At 53.5% G+C, this 18484-nt stretch carries 17 protein-coding genes; 7 read left to right on the top strand and 10 right to left on the bottom strand.

Translation table 11 applies throughout. From position 1 onward, the window contains the following. Positions 1 to 89 precede the first annotated feature (89 nt). The 6 genes from pyk to MHH82_RS24960 form a co-directional block, all read right to left on the bottom strand. Positions 90 to 1517: a pyruvate kinase gene (pyk, locus tag MHH82_RS24935; protein ID WP_009595064.1), complete on the bottom strand. Its 1428-nt coding sequence runs from the start codon at positions 1515 to 1517 to the stop codon at positions 90 to 92. Between the two features lie 119 nt (positions 1518 to 1636). Beyond that, complete coding sequence (locus MHH82_RS24940) at positions 1637 to 2620, bottom strand: acetyl-CoA carboxylase carboxyltransferase subunit alpha (RefSeq protein WP_015736987.1); 984 nt, start codon at positions 2618 to 2620, stop codon at positions 1637 to 1639. Further along, on the bottom strand, positions 2620 to 3513 hold the full coding sequence (gene accD, locus MHH82_RS24945) for an acetyl-CoA carboxylase, carboxyltransferase subunit beta (protein ID WP_009595062.1): 894 nt from the start codon (positions 3511 to 3513) through the stop codon (positions 2620 to 2622). Before accD ends, MHH82_RS24940 begins: the two co-directional genes overlap by 1 nt. A gap of 92 nt (positions 3514 to 3605) precedes the next feature. Beyond that, positions 3606 to 3794, bottom strand: coding sequence for a hypothetical protein (locus tag MHH82_RS24950; protein ID WP_006212044.1), 189 nt, complete (start codon positions 3792 to 3794; stop codon positions 3606 to 3608). A gap of 156 nt (positions 3795 to 3950) precedes the next feature. Then, on the bottom strand, positions 3951 to 4445 hold the full coding sequence (locus MHH82_RS24955) for a phosphatidylglycerophosphatase A family protein (RefSeq protein ID WP_036659792.1): 495 nt from the start codon (positions 4443 to 4445) through the stop codon (positions 3951 to 3953). Positions 4446 to 4591: 146 nt separating this feature from the next. Continuing rightward, positions 4592 to 8317, bottom strand: a complete 3726-nt coding sequence (locus MHH82_RS24960; RefSeq protein WP_251498080.1) for a DNA polymerase III subunit alpha — start codon at positions 8315 to 8317, stop codon at positions 4592 to 4594. A 178-nt stretch (positions 8318 to 8495) separates the two neighbouring features. On the opposite strand from MHH82_RS24960, the gene MHH82_RS24965 reads away from it, so the two are divergent. From MHH82_RS24965 to MHH82_RS24975, 3 genes are all read left to right on the top strand, one after another. After that, entirely contained in the window at positions 8496 to 8822 is a 327-nt protein-coding gene (locus MHH82_RS24965; protein ID WP_009595060.1) for a YtrH family sporulation protein, read from the top strand. 3 nt (positions 8823 to 8825) lie between these two features. Continuing rightward, the gene (locus MHH82_RS24970) at positions 8826 to 9329 is read left to right on the top strand and encodes a hypothetical protein (RefSeq protein WP_009595061.1); all 504 of its coding nucleotides are present in this window, start codon (positions 8826 to 8828) and stop codon (positions 9327 to 9329) included. A 70-nt stretch (positions 9330 to 9399) separates the two neighbouring features. Next, positions 9400 to 9711, top strand: coding sequence for a YtpI family protein (locus tag MHH82_RS24975; protein WP_009595071.1), 312 nt, complete (start codon positions 9400 to 9402; stop codon positions 9709 to 9711). A gap of 84 nt (positions 9712 to 9795) precedes the next feature. On the opposite strand, the gene MHH82_RS24980 is transcribed toward MHH82_RS24975, so the two are convergent. The 4 genes from MHH82_RS24980 to MHH82_RS24995 all read right to left on the bottom strand — a co-directional run bounded on the left by MHH82_RS24980 (position 9796) and on the right by MHH82_RS24995 (position 13329). Next, the gene (locus tag MHH82_RS24980; RefSeq protein WP_036659800.1) at positions 9796 to 11130 is read right to left on the bottom strand and encodes a DRTGG domain-containing protein; all 1335 of its coding nucleotides are present in this window, start codon (positions 11128 to 11130) and stop codon (positions 9796 to 9798) included. Between the two features lie 179 nt (positions 11131 to 11309). Then, positions 11310 to 11597 carry a hypothetical protein gene (locus MHH82_RS24985; protein ID WP_015736991.1) on the bottom strand — a complete coding sequence of 96 codons (288 nt, stop codon included), beginning with the start codon at positions 11595 to 11597 and terminating at the stop codon, positions 11310 to 11312. A gap of 142 nt (positions 11598 to 11739) precedes the next feature. Beyond that, positions 11740 to 12087: a YlbF family regulator gene (locus MHH82_RS24990; RefSeq protein WP_015736992.1), complete on the bottom strand. Its 348-nt coding sequence runs from the start codon at positions 12085 to 12087 to the stop codon at positions 11740 to 11742. Between the two features lie 75 nt (positions 12088 to 12162). Further along, positions 12163 to 13329, bottom strand: coding sequence for a DUF445 domain-containing protein (locus tag MHH82_RS24995; RefSeq protein ID WP_340968345.1), 1167 nt, complete (start codon positions 13327 to 13329; stop codon positions 12163 to 12165). A 136-nt stretch (positions 13330 to 13465) separates the two neighbouring features. Here MHH82_RS24995 and MHH82_RS25000 point away from each other — a divergent pair, with 136 nt between their 5' ends. From MHH82_RS25000 to MHH82_RS25015, 4 genes are read left to right on the top strand one after another with little or no spacing between them, the layout of a single operon-like run. Beyond that, entirely contained in the window at positions 13466 to 14860 is a 1395-nt protein-coding gene (locus MHH82_RS25000) for a YheC/YheD family endospore coat-associated protein (protein ID WP_015736994.1), read from the top strand. Positions 14861 to 14874: 14 nt separating this feature from the next. Next, on the top strand, positions 14875 to 15999 hold the full coding sequence (locus MHH82_RS25005) for a YheC/YheD family endospore coat-associated protein (RefSeq protein ID WP_340968347.1): 1125 nt from the start codon (positions 14875 to 14877) through the stop codon (positions 15997 to 15999). Continuing rightward, positions 15996 to 17363, top strand: a complete 1368-nt coding sequence (locus tag MHH82_RS25010) for a YheC/YheD family endospore coat-associated protein (protein WP_340968348.1) — start codon at positions 15996 to 15998, stop codon at positions 17361 to 17363. The genes MHH82_RS25005 and MHH82_RS25010 overlap by 4 nt, the downstream gene beginning before the upstream one ends. A gap of 3 nt (positions 17364 to 17366) precedes the next feature. Further along, positions 17367 to 18473, top strand: coding sequence for a YheC/YheD family endospore coat-associated protein (locus MHH82_RS25015; RefSeq protein ID WP_015736997.1), 1107 nt, complete (start codon positions 17367 to 17369; stop codon positions 18471 to 18473). Positions 18474 to 18484 lie beyond the last annotated feature (11 nt).

Here is an 18484-nt window from a genome sequence, read left to right on the forward strand (position 1 = left end):
TGTATGCAAAAAGCAATGGCCGACAAGAAACGTCGTCCATTGCTTATATGCAGCTATATTCAGAATCCAGCGGATTCTTGATGATGAATCTACTTCTGCTGTGGAATTTGGTCCACTTTCAGCAGGTTCGTGGAACCGGAACGTCCCAGCGGCACGCCAGCCGTAATCACAACAAGGTCGCCTTCTTTCACGAGTCCGGATTTCACGCCGCCTTGTAGCGCATAATCAAACATCTCGTCCGTAGAAGAAGCCTGCTCGCCTTTAACCGGCGTTACGCCCCAAGTCAGTGCCAAACGTCTCAGCGTTCTTTCTTGAGTCGTTACGGCGACGATAGGAGCCTGTGGACGATATTTGGATACCATGCGAGCTGTTTGACCAGATTCGGTAGACGAAATGATCGCTTTGGCATTCAGGTCGAGTGCCGAAATCGCAACCGATTGGCTGATCGCTTCGGTTACGCTGGTTTCTTGTGCAATGCGCTGCTTCAAGAACAATTCACGATAGTTCAGTGCGGATTCCGCTTTTTCCGCGATGCGGGACATCGTCAATACGGATTCCACCGGGTATTTACCTGCAGCCGTTTCGCCGGAGAGCATGATGGCATCGGTTCCGTCGAAAATCGCATTGGCAACGTCACTTGCTTCCGCACGGGTAGGACGCGGGTTGCGCTGCATGGAATCCAGCATTTGCGTAGCCGTAATGACCGGTTTGCCGGCCAGGTTACATTTTTCGATCATGCGTTTTTGAACCAATGGAACTTCCTCAGCCGGAATTTCAACGCCGAGGTCGCCACGGGCTACCATCAAGCCGTCGGATACTTCCAGGATTTCATCCAGGTTGTCAACGCCCTGCTGGTTCTCGATTTTGGAGATGATTTGGATGTGCTCGCCATTGTGCTTCTTCAGCAATTCGCGAATTTCCAGCACGTCACTTGCTTTACGAACGAAGGAAGCGGCAATAAAATCGATGCCCTGCTCGATCCCGAAAATGATATCGTTGGCGTCTTTTTCCGTAATACCTGGGAGGGAAATCGCGACTCCCGGCACGTTAACACCTTTTTTGCTCTTAATGGTTCCGCCATTAACGATGCGGCATCTGATTTCGGTGCCTTGAATCTCCACCACGGTCAGACCGATCAGACCGTCGTCGATCAGGATCGTCGATCCGACTTGAACGTCTTGAGGCAACTCTTTATAAGTAATGGACAAACGATTCTTATCACCAAGGATTTCCTCGGTAGTAAGGGTGATATATTCATCTTGTACAAGCTCAATCGGTTCCACTTCAAGTTTGCCTGTACGGATCTCCGGTCCTTTGGTATCAAGCAGGATCGCTACCGTTTTGTTCAACTCTTCGCAAGCTTGGCGGATGTTCTTGATCCGGTTGCCATGCTCCTCGAAGTCGCCGTGGGAGAAGTTCAGACGAGCCACGTTCATGCCGGCCATAATGAGCTTCTTGGTGTTTTCCAACGATTCACTGGAAGGACCGATGGTACATACAATTTTAGTTTTGCGCATTTGGGTTTCCTCCGTTTATTAAAGGGTTCTCTATATCTCTTTTTCCAACAACTAAATCTACTACAAAAAGTCTCATTTGTATAGGAACTTTGTCATATCGTCACATACTCATCAGACTTTTAGAGAATAACGTCTTCCGGTTCCGCCTTCGCAAAGTCGAATTCGCCGATCTTGCGGAATTTGCGATACCGGTCTTCCTTCAGCTCGCAGGCATCCATCACGGACAGCTCCTTCAGCTGGCTAATCAGTGCGCTCCGAATGGCAGCGGCCGTCTCCTCGTAGTTACGGTGCGCACCGCCCTTAGGCTCAGGAATGATCTCCTCGATGACTTCCATTTCAAGCAGGTCTTTGGCGGTGATCTTCATCGCTTCCGCGGCCTGGTCCGCCTTGGACGCATCCTTCCATAGAATGGATGCCGCGCCGTTCGGCGAGATGGCGGAATAGATGGCGTGCTCCAGCATCAGCACGCGATTGCCTACAGCCATCGCAAGAGCACCGCCGCTTCCACCTTCGCCGATGACCACACAAACAACAGGCACCCCAAGAGACGACATCTCCCGCAAATTGCGGGCGATCGCCTCGGACTGACCTCTTTCTTCTGCTGTATTACCCGGATATGCGCCTTTTGTATCAATAAACGTGATAATGGGGCGCTTGAACTTGTTCGCCTGCTGCATAAGCCGCAGGGCTTTTCGGAAGCCTTCCGGATGCGGACTTCCGAAGAAACGGGCGATGTTGTCCTTCGTGTCTTTGCCGCGCTGCTGGCCGACCACCGTGACCGGAACGCCGTCAAGTTTGGCCAAGCCGCCGACGATGGCAAGGTCGTCCCCGTAGAGACGGTCTCCATGCAGCTCGATGAAATCCGTAAAGATCAGCTGGATCAGATCAAGCGACGTCGGCCGCTGCTGATGACGGGCCAGATGCATTTTCTGGGAAGGCGAAATCGAGGAATAAATCTCTTCCTCCAAACGACTATATCGTTCTTCCAGGCGGGCGATTTCATCCGTGAAATCGATCCCTTTTTCCTGTCCGAATTGTTTCAATTCATCTATCTTCTTGCGCATTTCGGCAAGTGGCATTTCAAAAGGCAATTCGCCTGACATCAGAATCCCCCTTTCACGGTATGCATCTCCAGCAGCTTACCAAGCATGGAGCGCATATCTTTCCGATGAATAACCATGTCAAGCTGACCATGCGCCAAATTGAACTCCGCTGTCTGGAAATCGTCCGGCAGCTTCTGGCGAATGGTCTGTTCAATAACGATACGGCCCGCAAAGCCGAATACGGCTCCCGGCTCGGCGATGTTGATATCGCCAAGCGTCGCAAAGCTGGCGGACACGCCGCCGGTCGTCGGATCCGTGATCACTGAAATGTAGAGCCCGCCGAGTTCATTGAACCTGGACAGGGCCGCGCTTGTTTTGGCCATCTGCATCAAACTGAGAATGCTCTCCTGCATCCGGGCGCCGCCGGAAGTGGAGAAAATAATGAGCGGTAAACGCTTGTCCGTCGCAAACTCGATCGCACGGGTGATTTTTTCCCCAACGACGGAGCCCATGCTTCCCGTGAAGAAGTCAAAACTCATCACGGCCACCACAACGGGCTGGCCCAGAATGGAGCCTTGGCCGGTAATCACCGCATCATGCAGTCCGGATTTCATCTTCTGCTGCTCCAGCTTGGCCGCATATCCCGGAAACTTGAGCGGGTCCACCGAGATCATCTCCGCGTCAAACTCTTCAAAGCCTGTCTCATCCAGCGTCATGGCAATCCGCTCAACCGCGTTCAGGCGCATATGATGCCCGCACTCCTGACACACCTTCAGATTCTTCTCAAGCTCTTTGCTGTATTGAATGGTGCCGCACTTGGCACACTTATTCATCAGACCTTCCGGAATTTCCCGTTTCGGGCGTTCGCCTTCCTGAGGCTGCCCTGCCGTCCCAAGTCGTTCCGATGGGATCGTTGCGTATTTTCTTTTTTTCTGAAACAAGTCTTTAAACACAACTACACCTCTCCAGCCGTAAATTTGAATGGCCGCCGCAATAGCACATCGCCGATCCGTACGCTAAGCTTCGCTATGTAACCCAGATGAAACTAGGGGTGCAATATCGAATTCAACACTTCCTGTACTTCCTCAAGCTCTCCGGAGGGTACCAAAATCTCAAACTGCTGTTTGGAAAGATTCACAGGACGGCTTTGAACCAAAAACCCTTCTTCCGTTAGCCTGGTCTTGATCATTTCCGCCACCTTTGCAGTTGGCGCAATATAGATAACCGTCCACATGCCTTTCAGATCCCCCTAATCTCGTCCCACAGGCATATCCTGAGCCGATATAATGGATAATGATAACATACTTCAGTTTTTACCTCAACAAAGAGAGCAGGGGGCTGAAAGCCAAATCCGTACCCTTATGCAGCGATTCGACAACACTCGCGCAAATCAGTCAGATCCCGCGGTATAATGGGCCGCATCGGGATTGTTATGCGCGATTCGCGAGGAAGCGGCGGCGGCAATGCCTGCAACGAGATCATCCAGAAACACATGAATCCCGTCCGTTTTTTCATTTAATATCTCAATCACGCCAATTTTTTCTTTATCCAGGTAGCCGAAGCTCGTCAGTCCAATCATGCCGTATATGCTCGTGACACCGAGCGCCATGGTCTCATCCACACCGTACAACGGTTCGTCCTGCTCCATAATTGATTGCAGCGGCTCCGGCAGCAGTTTCTTCTCCGCCAGTTCATCCAACGCAATGCCCGTATACAGGGTATATTGCACTTCGCGCTTCCCGAGCACGGCCCGCACGCTTTCCTCGCACTGCTCGATGGTTAGCGTCGGATGGTAACGCTGTTGAAGCTTCAACACAATATCCGCGATGGAGTTTACGCTGACTCCTCTGCGGCTGAGCATGCTCTCTGCCAAGTCGATTGACACCACAAATCCCCCCCGCGTCTTTGGCCGTTGCTCTGTCACTACGGTCATCACCGTGAAGTGCTTTCTTCAGGCGAATACTCGGCCAACATTCCTGTAGTGTCCTAATTGTATGCGGGAGGGATGGGAAACGTTCTTAAATTTTCATGTCACTTCACTTTAACGGTGTCTTTGCCCAGCATGCTCTCCATTTCGGCAATGAGCTCTTGCGAAGGCTTGATCCGATAGGCATCGCTGAGCGCAAGCACCTTCTGGCTTCGTTCATAAAACAACACCGTTGCCACGGGCCCGGGATGCCGCTGCAGAAGCTCTTTCAGCTTGACCAGCATCTCCGATCGCTCCGCATCGGCCGTTATTTTCACAAACACGCGCTGCTCTGCTTTAGGATTCGATGCGCCTGCTCGAGATTCCTTCCCGGACGTTCGGTTAATGCCCGAAACTTCCTTTCCGAGCGGAGGCAGGTCTTGGCCTTTCGTGGCGGCAAGCGGCTGCGCTGAATTCAGAACGGCCTTTGGTTCGCCGCCCGAAGCCGCCTTCTTGCCGGTTGCGCCCGACGCGGCGCCCCGGCCTGCTCCCTCGGCCCTGCCTCTGCCGCCCTGCGTTCCCCGGACCTTGCTCCGCCGAACGAGCTGGCCCAGGGTCTGCGCTTCAAGCGGAGCGATTTCTTCGGCCAGCAGCTTGAAGCCTTCGTCCTGCAGCTGGACCTTCGCCCGGATCGCGAGCAGGGCGCCTTTTTCAATCAGATGCGCGCTGCGCTTCCACACTTCCGGAAAGAGAACGACCTCGCAGCGCTCGATTTGATCCTCGCACTCCATGAAGGCCATCGATTTCCCCTGTTTCGTCGTTATGGTCTTCAGCGAGACCACCATGCCGGCAACCGTAGCCATCGACTCATCCTCCGCTTCATGCAGATCCATGAGCCGATCCGCTCCGGACTCCGTCAGCGTCTCTTCAAAGCCGTCCAGCGGATGACCGGACAAATACATGCCCAGCAGCTCGCGTTCGAATTCGAGCTGCTGACTTGCGGTATAAGGCGGGATGTCCGGATATTCAATGTCCCAATTCGCGGTTTCCACGAAGTCGAAGAGCTGAATCTGAAGATCATCCCGCTCCTTTCTCCACTTCACGGCCGCTTCCACCGTTTCGTCCAGCATGGCGACCAGCTGGGAGCGGTGCCCCTGCAAGGAATCGAAGGCGCCCGCCTGGATCAGGGACTCGATCACACGCTTGTTGCATACGCGGAGGTCGACGCGGCGGCAGAAATCAAGCAGGCTTTCAAACGGCTTTTCGCGCCGGATCTCGACGATATTCTCCACCGCTTGCGTGCCGACGTTCTTGATGGCGGCAAGCCCGAATCGGATCCCGCCGCCGGCCGGAGAATCGGCCTGTTTATCGCTGCCCTCGGCAGCAGAACGGCTCATGACCGGCGTAAAATACGTCCCGCTTTCGTTGACGTCCGGCGGCATGACCTCGATATCGATGCGCCGCGCCTCCAGCACGTATTCGGCTACCTTCCGATGGCTGCCCATGACGGCTGTCAGCATGGAAGCCATGAACGGAACCGGATAGTGCGCCTTAAGATAAGCCGTCTGGAAGGCCAGCACGCCGTAAGCGGCAGCATGCGCGCGCGGGAATCCGTAGTTGGCAAACCGGACGATCATGTCGTACACGCGGTTGGCCTCATCCTCGGTATAGCCCAGCTTCAGGCTCCCTGAAACGAAGTGGCTGCGCTCGCGGTCCAGCACCTCGCGTTTCTTCTTCGATACCGCTCTGCGCAGCAGATCCGCTTCCCCGAGCGAGAAGCCCGCCATTGTCGAAGCGATCTGCATAATCTGCTCCTGGTAAACGATAATGCCGTACGTATCCCCCAGAATCGGGATCAGGTCCGGATGGGGGTACTCCGGCTCGATCCGGCCGTGCTTGGCCTGAATGAACTTCGGAATAAATTCCATGGGACCCGGGCGGTACAGGGCATTCACCGATACGATATCCTCAAACACCGAAGGTTTCAGATCCTTCAGCACCCGCCGTATCCCGGCGGATTCGAGCTGAAATACGCCCGCGGTCTCCCCTCGGCCCAACATTTCGTAAGTCGCTTGGTCGTCATCCGGCACTTGTTCGAAATCAAGCTCACTGCCGGTCAATTCTTGAATCCATTTCAGCGTACGCTCGATGATCGACAGCGTCCGCAGGCCCAAAAAATCCATCTTGAGGAGCCCCACGCTCTCCAAATTCTCCATGGAATACTGCGTCAGCGCCGTCTTCTCGCTGCCTTCCTGCAGCGGCACCGCATCCGTCAAGGGCTCCCTGGAAATGACGATGCCGGCCGCATGCGTCGATGCATGGCGCGGCATGCCCTCGACCTTCATCGCCATGTCGATCAGCTCGCGTACCTTCGGCTTTGTTTCGTACTGCTCCTTCAGCTGCGGGCTTTGCTCCATCGCTCTTTCAATGCTGATGCCCAGGTGGTTAGGGATCAGCTTTGCCGCCTTGTCCACATCCCCGAACGGCACATTCAGCGCACGCCCGACGTCGCGGACGGCTGCCCTTGCGGCCATCGTACCGAACGTAATGATCTGGGCCACATGCTCTTTCCCGTATTTGTCCACCACGTAATCGATGACCTCGTCCCGGCGCTCATCGCTGAAATCGATATCGATATCCGGCATCGTGATCCGTTCCGGATTCAGGAAGCGCTCAAACAACAGCTTATATTTCATCGGATCCACATTGGTAATTTGCAGGGTATAAGCCACTAGGCTTCCTGCCGAGGAACCCCTTCCGGGTCCGACCGCGATGCCTTTCCGGTGGGCATAGGCGATGAAATCCCATACGATCAGGAAATAATCGCTGAAGCCCATGCTCTCGATAACGCCGAGCTCATAATCAAGGCGCTGCTCCAGCTCGCTGCGTTGCACTTCATCTTGCCACCGTTCCGTTTCTTCGTAGCGTTCCCGCAATCCGCTCAGGCAGAGATCCCGCAGGTATTCCGCAGCATTCTTCCCTTCCGGAAGCGAGCTGTATTCCGGCAAAATGGATTTGCCGAACTCCAGCTCCAAATGGCACTGGTCCGCAATCTTAGCCGTATTCAATATAGCTTCAGGCACATGGGGATACAGACGCTCCATGTCGCTGCCGCTCTTCAGATAGAGCTGGTTCGTCTGAATCTGCAGCCTGTCTTCATCTTCGACCGTCTTTCCCGTGCCGATGCAGATCAGGACGTCCTGAACCTCGGCATCGTTCTCGGTCAGATAATGCACATCGTTGGTCGCTACCAGCGGAATGCCGGTCTCGCGGCTCAGCTGAATCAGCTGGGGGTTCACGCGCTTCTGCTCCGGCATGCCGTGATCCTGCAGCTCCAGGTAATAATCCTCTCCAAAAATCGCCTGGTAACGGAGCGCAGCCGCCTTGGCTTCCGCCTCGCGTCCATGAAGCAGATGCTGGGGAACCTCGCCTCCCAAGCAGGCGCTGAGGCATATGATGCCTTCATGATGGGCGGCCAGCGCCTCCATATCGATTCGGGGTCTGTAATGATACCCCTCCAAATGCCCGATCGAGCACAGCTTCATTAAATTGCGATAGCCGGTCTCATTCTTGGCAAGCAAAATCAAATGATAGATCGGCTGGTCCTTGCGGCTTCCCCGCTCCTTGCGGGAGCCTGCCGTGATATAGGCCTCGCAACCGATAATCGGTTTGATGCCCTGCGCCAGGCAGGCTTTATAGAACGGAACGGCACCATACATCACGCCATGATCCGTCAGCGCCAGCGATTTCATGCCAAGCGCCGCCGCTTCCCGCACCAGGTCACCGATACGTGCCGCTCCATCGAGCAAACTGTATTCACTATGCACGTGCAAATGCACGAAAGAGCTCATCGTAACGCCTTCCTTTCGCCGGTACATGTATATTTAAAATCAACTCAGAAATATCTTAAAAAGTCTTTATACCATTTTATCATAATCCCGCTAGGCCCGCCCATAGAATGAAACTAGGGAATACGTGGACAGGCGGTTGCCTTGACATCCACCGAGAGAAGAAAGGAGACATGAGGGCATGAGCGTTTTTTTATCCAAAGCGATCCTGGATTTTTTTATAGCCTTCGGCATCGTGCTGGGGGGGGCCATGGTGGGAGGCGTGGGCGCCGTGCTGTCCCTGCAGCCCCCGACCCTGACCATGATAGAAGTGGCCGACCGGATTAAGATATGGGCGCTTGCCGCCGCCATCGGAGGCACCATTGATCCGATGCGGGTCATTGAAAGCAACATGGTAGTCGGCAATCTATCCCCTGCCATCAAGCAGGTTTTATATCTGGGTTTTGCATTTCTTGGAGCACATATGGGCAGCGAGCTGGTCAAATGGGTGTGCTCCAGCCGGAGCTGATCCATGCGCGTACCTCCGGCCCACCGATTCCGCCCCTTCTATCAGGTCGCATCCATCTTCGTGCTGGGGATGGTCGTCGGCAGCATCCTCTACAATTCGGTTTATCATGCAGCCTACAATAAATTATGGGAAACGAATCAGGAACAGCAGCTCAAAATAACGCAGTATGAAAAAGATATCGATTCGTTAAAAAAATACAATAAACAATCCACGGTCATCAAGGAAATCAAGATCCGCAGCGAACAAAACGACAGGGAGCCTCTTGATCCCGTCATCATCAAAGAGCTCGTCAGGCTTATGAGCGACGATCTGGCTGCCCTTCGCGGCCGCAACGTGTTTGATATCGATACGGACAGCAAGCTGACCCGTTCGCTCCTCAGCGACAAAATCTATACGGTCCGGGAAAAAGATTACAAGGTCCAGATCAAGACCATGCTCGTCATGGAAGGCGTGCTGCAAATCTGGGTCGGCGTCGATCATCTGGATGCAAAGTCAACGGGATCATGATACAATACATACTATTGTAAATGATCGAATCTAACAGTATGTTACCGAATATAAAGGAGCCTTCCATTCCATGATAACCGTCATCCACTATATCCTGTACATTATCCTCGTCCTGTCCGTCGTAGCTGCCGCGCTGTATAGCATTCGCGCACGGCGAGTAGCGGATCCGGTCGACCGCGGAATCCATATGTCCATGATGAACCTCTGCATGGGCATTATGCTGGTTTCCCTTTCGCTGGTGTGCATGTTCCTGTTCAGCGGCTCCACGCCCGCTGTCATTGTAGAAGCAGCGTTTTTGGTGCTTGGCGCGTTCAATATATTTGCCGGCATTCGAAGCCGCACCTATTATAGCAGACTGAAGAATTCGCGGACGGCCGGCTGAATGAAGCTAAGTTGAAAAAAGGCATCCCGCATGGTCTACAAGACCAGCGGGGTGCCCTTTTTTATTAGTCGGGAGAGTTTCCCGTTAGCCGTGATCGATCGCCTGCATCGTCATGACCGCTTTGGCAATCAGGCTCGTCTGATGCTGGATTTCAATCTCCATCTTGCAGGTACGCCGGCTAAGCTCCAGCAATTTCGGCATAATGACAATCGGATCCTCGATCTGCACAGGCCGGATGAAATACGTCGACAGATGATCGAGGACATGATCCCAGCCGCTGATATCCTTGGCGGCCTTCACGGCCGCCTGGCTCATCACGGTGGTGAGCACCCCTTGCGAAATCGTTCCGAGTTCCGAGGCCATTTGGGGCGTGATAAAGCCGTGGAAGAACAAACGCCCTTCCTCATCCCGATCCTCCGCAATCCCGTTCCAGATCAGCTGATCGAACGTCTCGCCAAGCTGAGGCTGGTTTCGCGCATCCCGCAGTGCGCCAAGCACCTCTTTCCGGGTGACGGTGGCAAGCAGCTTGCGGTTCCGATCCACGATCGGCAGAAAATCGATCCCTTCCCACATCATGATCTGCGCGGCCGATGCAAGGGAGGTCTTCATGCTGGCCGTCACCGGATTGCGGGTCATCGCTTTCTCGATCGGCTGGGTTTCGGCCAGCCCTTCCACGTCGCGAACCCCGACGATGCCGATGACCCGGTTCCATTCGTCCGTGACCGGGTACCGGTTTTCCCCTGTCTCCTGCGAAATCCGTTTGAATTCCTGGACGGTGACGGAGTTTTTCAACTGGTGATTCTTGGGCTTATCATGGGCGATATCCTCCACCAGCATAATTTTCTTCTTAATTAAACGGTCGAAAATGGCACGGTTGATCATGGAGGCGACCGTAAACGTGTCATGTCGGGACGAGATGATAGGCAGATCCAGCTGATCCGCCAGCAGCTTCACTTCCCGGCTCGTGCCGAAACCGCCGGTAATCAGCACGCCTGCCCCCTGCTCTAACGCCAGGGAATGGGCATCTTCGCGGTTACCGACAATCATGAGGCTTCCGGCGTCGATATAGCGGATCATGGCTTCCACCTTCATCGCGCCGATCACATACTTGTGCAGGCTTTTATTCAGCCCTTCGGCACCGCCAAGCACATGTCCTTCCACGATCTCAACGACATCGGCAAACGTAAGCTGCTCGGATATGTTCCGCGGCTTCCGTTCCACGCGAACCGTACCGATCCGTTCCTTCGTGACAACGATGCCTAGGCTTTCCGCTTCCTTCACCGCCCGGTAAGCGGTCCCCTCGCTGACGCCCATCTCCTTGGCCAGCCGCCGCACCGATATTTTGCTTCCCACCTTCAAACTTTCAATATACTGAACCAACTGCTCGTGTTTTGTAATCGTATCATCCCGAACGTCCAACTGTTACACCCCCATAACACTATCTGTACTACACTGTATCTATTATATCACGTCCGCTGACGCTCCCATACCCGTCAAATCCAAAAAAACCTCCCCTCAAGGATGGCGGATGGATAATCCAGCCGCATCGGCTTCAAGGGAGGTTTTTGTTTATCGCAGCTCTCGCTGTGATCCGGCACTTAATTGGCTTCCTGGCTCTTCTGTTCCTCAGGCCATTTCAGTTCCCACTGGCTCAATTTCTCCTTGCGGATTGCGTCCAGCGCTTTCTGCTTCGCCTCATCTACTCCGATAAGATAATAGAGATGCGAACCGATCACGAGCAGGGCAAAGCCTGCCCAGACAGCACCGAACAGCGAAACCCAAGAGAACCCGCCGGAGAATGAAATGCTCGGAAGGGCGTATATCAGCATGCCGAGTGCAACCAATAAATATGCGGTGTGTTTAAACTTGTTTTTCTTTTTTTTCATTGTAAACGCAGCTCCTCTACTCTCTGAAATCTATATTTCTACTCTATGAGGAGCTTGCGCAATTTATGAGACAAGTTTATAAAAATTTGTTCGAATTGTCTTCGAAAGTTAACCGCCGCACCATGGTTACAAACGAGATCGCTTAGGATTGGGCCTGTCCGTACAAATGCTGCAGGCTGTCCGATATAATCTTGTTCACGTCTTCGATAATGACGCTCAGACGCCGCTCGGCGTCAAACAGACGGCGGATGTTCAGGTTCAGGCTCAGCACCTCGAACTGCTTCTCCATCTTCTCCATTTCCTCTTGGGCCGGCATGTCTCCGGACATCATGCGCTGTTGAAGCTCCATCTGACGCTGACGGAAATCGTCCAGCATGCGTCTGCTCTCCGGATCCGCATCCACGAGTTTCATCGCGGATGTAATCTCTTCTACCTCCTGGCTCTCCTTCATTGCTTTTGCCAAATCATGCGCTTTGTCATAAATGTTCATTCTTGGTTCCTCCCCTATATTCGGCTAAGAAGCCGTTTTGTTCGTTCGCTTTGCCACATCTTAACTCTTAACATCTCATCTCCACAGTATCGTCAGCAGCGATTGGAGTAATCCAATGATCCCGCCCAGCAGAACCCCGAGCCAGGTAATAGCCCTGAACTCGCGGCCGGATACGCTCAGTATGACCTCTTCCAGCCGCTCGATCGGAAATTTCTCCACCTGCTCCTGAACGAGCTGCGGCAAGTTAACGGCCTTCATCGCCCCCGGGATGCTTCGCTCCAAAAAGCCCAGCCCCTTATCGAGCATTCCTGGCAGGGCTGCCTCGATAGCCGGCATGCGCGGGCCGATCGCTTCGCCAACGCGAAGAAGCTCGATCCGCTGAATCCATGTGGACCAAGGAAGCTTGTCATCCAATGTCCGGGTCAGCCACGCAAGCCCCGGCTCATCCGATGCCTGTTCGATGATATCCCCGATCGGCATTTCCCCGTAATGGGACAGCTTTCCGGAGATGATGTCCGTGATGGTCTTGCGGACCTTCTCTCCCTCCAGCTGCTGGATCAGCACAGGGGTCATCTTCTGTACCAGTTTATCCTCATCCACAAAGATTGAAGCCATCGTCCCGAGAAACCCGCCCGCCTTATCGATAAGCGAAGAAGCTACGTCCGACAGCATGAGTTGCCCCTTTGCCGACAAGAGCGTATGCTTCAGCTCCTTCAGCACGGTATCGGCTGCGGCCGCGCTCCAGCCCTGGATCGTTTCCTCCGACCAGCCGGGAACGAGCTCCTTCAGCGGTTTCGCCTCAAGCCCATACCCGTGCCATATGGCAGCGGCACCTCGGGCCGTAAGCTCGCGCGCCAATTGTTCCGCCCGGACCTTCATCTGCTCCCACTGTTCGGGACTCCATACTTTCAGCGCCAAATCGCCGAAGCTCAGCTCCGATTCGCTCCATTCCTCCAGCTTCCGCCGGAGGCTTTCCTCCATCTTGCTGCGGAACACCGGCCTGCGAATCAGATCCTGCAGGCCCTCGCTTGTCACCAGGTAATCCGAAACCACATGCCCCAGCGATTCGGCAATCTCGTCCTTGCGCTTGGGGATGAGCCCCGGGGTAAAGGGTACGCGGCGGCCCAGGATGATTTTTTCTTCGCGGGGATGAAACAGCATTTTTATCGCAAAGTGGTTCGTTACGCCGCCAACAAAAGCAGCAACGCACACGTTCACCAAAATAAACAGCCAGTTCTGCATTTTCAGCACTCCTTTTTCCCGAGCAGTACAATCACCAAGGGATATATGTCCTCATATGATGCATTACATGCAATGATCAGATGACGTCTTCGTCTGTTCACTTAAGTATCCAGTTGTTGTCGGAAGGAGATCCATCATGCGCAAATCCAAGATCAAATCCAACACCAAATCCAAGATATCGGTTCAATTAATCCGCTCAGCCCAGCTTCCGGATAACGATATCAAGCTTGGTGACCGGCTCATAAGACAGCTCCGTATCCCGACAGATTCACCGATACAGCTTGCCTTTGGCTCCTTCAAGCAGGAAATCCGCGTTACTTCAGGAGGAAAATCGAACACGCTGGCCCTAAGCCCCACCATATTCAGCAGTTCGGAACTGCTTCCTCGCACCACGATGAATGTCAGATATTATCCAACGGAAAAAATGCTGAAGCTCGGTCCGCTCATCGGTGTCATGGTCAGCCGCTTTTTACCGGATGAACCTGATAAACCTTTCGGGTCGATTTCGGCTTTCTGTTTGGAAATGGTAAACGCGGCCAAGAAACAAGGCGCATATGTGTACTTTTTCACCCCTGACATGATCGGTTCGAACCCGTCAACACTTGAAGCAATTATCTATGACGCGGGTTGGAAAAAGCGCAGCGTTCCAGCTCCGGACGTCATTAATAACCGGCTGTCTACCCGCAAACTGGAGAATAGTCCTAGCGTACAGCATTTTATGAGAGAAGTAAAATCACGATTCGGCACCCACATCTTTAACGAGAAATTCCTCGATAAATCCGATGTCTTCGAGGCGCTCGGACCCGATGCGAAGCTCCAAAAATATTTGCCGGAATCCTATTTGCTCAGCGGTTACCCGACTCTCAAAAAAATGTGCACCACGTATCGGACGGTCTTCCTGAAACCGGTGCGGGGAAGTCTGGGAAAGGGAATCATCCGGATATCCCGGCAAGAGAACGGCCATTACCAAACGATGACGACATCTCTTGAAGGATCCAAGAAGAGCACCTACTCCTCGCTTCCAAAGCTGTTCAGCAGCTTATCCGGAAAAATAAAAAAAACGCGTTATCAAATTCAGCAAGGATTGGATTTAATCCGCATCAACCGGCGAAACGTCGATTTTCGCGCGCTTGTTCATAAAGACAAAAACGGCAAATGGGCAGTGACCTCGGTCGTGGCCCGAATTGCCGGCGGAAACCACTTTGTCTCCAATCTCGCCAGAGGCGGTACGCTATCTTCCGTCAAGGACGCGCTGGCCATGAGCAGCATTCCGTTATCCTCCAAGCAAACGGCTCCCGCCCGAATGAACCAAGCGGCGCTCGATATCGCTCATGGATTGGAGGCTGCCATTCCTTATCACTTCGGAGAGCTGGGCATCGACTTGGCGATTGATACCTCGGGACGCATTTGGCTTCTGGAGGTCAACTCCAAGCCTTCCAAAGGCGAAAACGCCCCATTGAATGCCGACTCCAAAGTAAGGCCGTCTGCCGTACGACTCGTTCAATACTGTCAATACTTGACGGGTTTGTAAAAAAGGAGAACCTTATGTCCTCAAAGATAATAGGCACCCTGGGTGTCATGGCATGCCGCAAACCGGGCTTCCCACCGTTTGCCGAGAAGCAATTTCTCCGCGAGTTAAGCTTGAAGTCCGAGGGACTCGGCATGCAGGTATTTGTTTTTTGTCCGGATGATGCCTCACCTGCTTCAGGCGCGGACAGGATAAAAGGATATCGCTTCAATCCGGAAGAGGGCTGGAGCACCGGCAACTTCCCGCTTCCTGACATCGTCTATGACCGTTGCCTGCACCGAAACGGCGAGGAAACGGCCGCAGCCGGTGAACTTCTGAACCGAATGTCACAGCTTGGCGTTAAGCTGTGGTCACGCGGTCTGCCGGGCAAGCAGAAGGTTCATCAGCTGTTAAAGCGCTCCTCAGCCATCAAGCCTTATTTGCCAGCAACCTTAAGTTATACGGGAGCCGAATCCCTCAGCCGGGCTCTGCTCGCCTTTGGCGGACGTCTCTTCATGAAGCCAAGCGGAGGCTCTCAGGGCCGTCACACCTTGTACCTCGCGTTGACAGATCAACAGCGTGTCAGACTGCAAGGAAGGGATCGGAGCAATCGCATGTTCCTGCATACCATTCCCGTGCATGAGATGAACGAATGGGTGAGAGGTTTTACCGGCCGCCGCCGGTTTATCATTCAGCCCTTCCTGAAGCTTCGCAACGGTAATGGGCACCCGTACGATATCAGGTCATTGGTTCAAAAGAATGATCGCGGCATATGGTCCGTCACAGGAATCGCTGTTAGGCAAGGAGCCGACCAAGGATTAACCTCAAACCTTCATGGCGGAGGCACGGCATTTCCCGCCCTCCCCTATCTAACGACCGATTTCGGAGATGAAAAGGCCATGGGGATCATGCGGACCATCCGGGATTTGTCCGCTCAGCTTCCAGCTCTGCTGGAGGAAGGATTCGGCCGGCTCGGCGAGCTGGGAATCGATTTTGGCGTCGATACCAGCGGACGGGTCTGGATCCTGGAGGTCAACTCCAAACCTGGCCGACGCGCATTTACACTAACGGGAGATGGTCACGCAGCCCGGCTGTCCGTCGAACATCCGATTCAATACGCCCGTTATTTATTGCTTCGACAACTTAGGAGGGTAAATACATGAGTTTGAATTTCGGAAATATTCATTTCTCGCAGCAGCCCGAAAAAGTCGTCTTTTTATCCGGTTCGCTTCTCAAGAGCCTGGGGCTATCAAGCAAGAAATCGATAAAGCTTCGCATTGGCACCAATTCCGTGTCCGCTGCCCTGAAACCGATCGAACGGTCGGGAAAGCACATCTATTTAAGCAGCGGAGTCCGAAACAGCGTCAACGTTCCCAGACAGGGTCCTGTGTATATCCAGTCCCCCCGGGAAGGAGAACTTGAACTCGGGCCCGTGGTCGGGGTTCTGTCCGACGGCCCCCCGAATCCGTCCAGTCCTTTTGGAGCCCGCACTTCGTATATCCGGCAGCTGCTTCGCGAAGGCAACAAAAAAATGTTCGTATATGCCTTTGCCCCACGGGATATCAACTGGCAGCGCGAAACCGTTCATGCCTATATGCTTGGTTCCGGCGGCGGCTTCATTCGCAAGACCGTTCCGCTTCCTGATGTCGTTTATAACCGCCTACCAAGCCGGAAAACCGACTTCTCCCCTTTTACCAACCAACTGAGGGACCGGTTCGGCAAACGCAACATCAAATTCTTCAATTGGGCGTTCTTCAATAAATCGGATGTCTACTCGCAGCTGGACGGTGACCTGCAGGCGGGCAAATATTTGCCGGAAACCTACAACAATCCTAGTCCCGAGCGGATTAAGGATATGATGGAACGCCATCATTTCGTATATTATAAGCCTTCTGCCGGAAGTTTAGGCCTTGGCATCTACCGGTTAACCTATCTTCCAAAAAAAGGATACTATGCCCGCTATCACGGAAACGGCGGCAACACGCTGCTCAAATTCCCGAACTTTAGCAGTCTGATGCGGATGCTTCAGGCAAAGCACGGTGCCAAGCTGAAGAGCTACGTCATCCAGCAAGGAATCCGTCTCATTGAAATCGACGGATGTCCCATCGACTTCAGGTTCCATATGCATAAGAACAGCAGAAACCGTTGGGCCGTGGTCGGCATCGGCGCCAAAAAAGCCGGACGCGGCAGCGTCACCACGCATATCAAGAACGGCGGCTCGCTGATGACGCCGGAACTGGCGCTCTCCCGCGCTTTTGGAACCAGATCGCGTGAGGTGCTGGAGCGCGCCAAGGAAGCCGCCATTGCGATGTCGGAAGCGATCGAGAATCACCACCCGCATCTGTTAGGGGAAATCGGGTTCGATATCGGCATAGACGATAACGAGAGAATCTGGATGTTTGAAGCGAATTCGAAGCCGGGCAGATCGATTTTCAGCCACCCTTCACTTAAAGCGGAAGGAAGAGCATCAGTCGAGCATATTTTTGATCACAGTTTGTATCTGAGCGGCTTCCACAGGGGGGAATGATTCGTGATCAGCCGAGTGGAGAGTGATGGAAGACCGGTTGTAGCAATCTTGACCATGCATGATACTCAAACCATGTTCAGAGGCAACCGGCAAAACTTTCAGGAAATCATCAAGACAGGAAAAGATATGGGGTTTCTGGTCTATGTGGTCACGGTACGCGATCTGAAGCTTGATACGGATGCTGTCAAAGGTTATATGCTGTTGAGCGACCATTCCTGGGAGCAGAGGTTATGTCCTCTGCCCCAGGTTATCTATAACCGGATTCCATACCGTGAGGATGAAGCGCTGCCGTGGGTTCGCCGCAAAATCAAGGAATGCCAAAGGCATCCCCATATCGACCTCTACAACCCACATTTCTTTAATAAGTGGAGACTGTTCGCTTGGCTGAACAAATCGCGGTTAACCAAGCAATGGACTCCTCTGACCAAGCGCTTGAAGGGGTATCCGACTTTATACGAGATGATGAAGCGGAAGCCCTACCTGTATCTAAAACCGGAGGATGGCAAAGCCGGTCAAGGAATTATGAGGATTCGGTACCAGAAAAACAAATCGCTCCCCTACCGCATCCAGATTCAGAACAACAAAAACAGTACCACGTACAAAGCGGCTTCCTTGGAAAGGCTCTGGAGCCGGGTTTATCAGGAAACCAAAGGAAGCTCATACCTTATTCAGCAGGGAATCGAGCTGGCTCAGGTCCATGGCCGCTCCTTTGATCTCCGCATTCTTGTGCAAAAGAACGATTCGGGTTCCTGGGCGGTCACGGGAATCGGAGCACGCATGGCAGGGGCCAAGAGCATAACCACGCATGTTCCCCGCGGGGGAACGATTGAGGACCCGGAGAAGCTGCTGCCGATCGTATTCGGTCCGGAACGTTCCGATGCCATCCTGGGCGAGGTTAGAAAGGCAGCCGTGCATATGGCACGGCAGATTGAGAAATGCTCCGGGCAGATCCATGGGGAGATGTCCATGGACCTCGGAATCGATAACGAAGGCATCCTTTGGTTCTTCGAGGCGAATTCAAGACCGATGAAATTTGACGAACCGGCGATCCGCAAAAAATCACTGGAGCGGATTTTTCAATATTCCGACTATCTGATCAAGCAAAAGTAAATCTTGCACGG

Source organism: Bacillus sp. FSL K6-6540 (assembly GCF_038007545.1).

Excerpts from the sequence above, each read along its gene's own strand:
- pyk (WP_009595064.1), bottom strand. The coding sequence starts at position 1,517 with ATGCGCAAAACTAAAATTGTATGTACCATCGGTCCTTCCAGTGAATCG.
- MHH82_RS24940 (WP_015736987.1), bottom strand. The coding sequence starts at position 2,620 with ATGTCAGGCGAATTGCCTTTTGAAATGCCACTTGCCGAAATGCGCAAG.
- MHH82_RS24950 (WP_006212044.1), bottom strand. The coding sequence starts at position 3,794 with ATGTGGACGGTTATCTATATTGCGCCAACTGCAAAGGTGGCGGAAATG.
- MHH82_RS24960 (WP_251498080.1), bottom strand. The coding sequence starts at position 8,317 with ATGAGCTCTTTCGTGCATTTGCACGTGCATAGTGAATACAGTTTGCTC.
- MHH82_RS24965 (WP_009595060.1), top strand. The coding sequence starts at position 8,496 with ATGAGCGTTTTTTTATCCAAAGCGATCCTGGATTTTTTTATAGCCTTC.
- MHH82_RS24970 (WP_009595061.1), top strand. The coding sequence starts at position 8,826 with ATGCGCGTACCTCCGGCCCACCGATTCCGCCCCTTCTATCAGGTCGCA.
- MHH82_RS24975 (WP_009595071.1), top strand. The coding sequence starts at position 9,400 with ATGATAACCGTCATCCACTATATCCTGTACATTATCCTCGTCCTGTCC.
- MHH82_RS24985 (WP_015736991.1), bottom strand. The coding sequence starts at position 11,597 with ATGAAAAAAAAGAAAAACAAGTTTAAACACACCGCATATTTATTGGTT.
- MHH82_RS24990 (WP_015736992.1), bottom strand. The coding sequence starts at position 12,087 with ATGAACATTTATGACAAAGCGCATGATTTGGCAAAAGCAATGAAGGAG.
- MHH82_RS24995 (WP_340968345.1), bottom strand. The coding sequence starts at position 13,329 with ATGCAGAACTGGCTGTTTATTTTGGTGAACGTGTGCGTTGCTGCTTTT.
- MHH82_RS25000 (WP_015736994.1), top strand. The coding sequence starts at position 13,466 with ATGCGCAAATCCAAGATCAAATCCAACACCAAATCCAAGATATCGGTT.
- MHH82_RS25005 (WP_340968347.1), top strand. The coding sequence starts at position 14,875 with ATGTCCTCAAAGATAATAGGCACCCTGGGTGTCATGGCATGCCGCAAA.
- MHH82_RS25010 (WP_340968348.1), top strand. The coding sequence starts at position 15,996 with ATGAGTTTGAATTTCGGAAATATTCATTTCTCGCAGCAGCCCGAAAAA.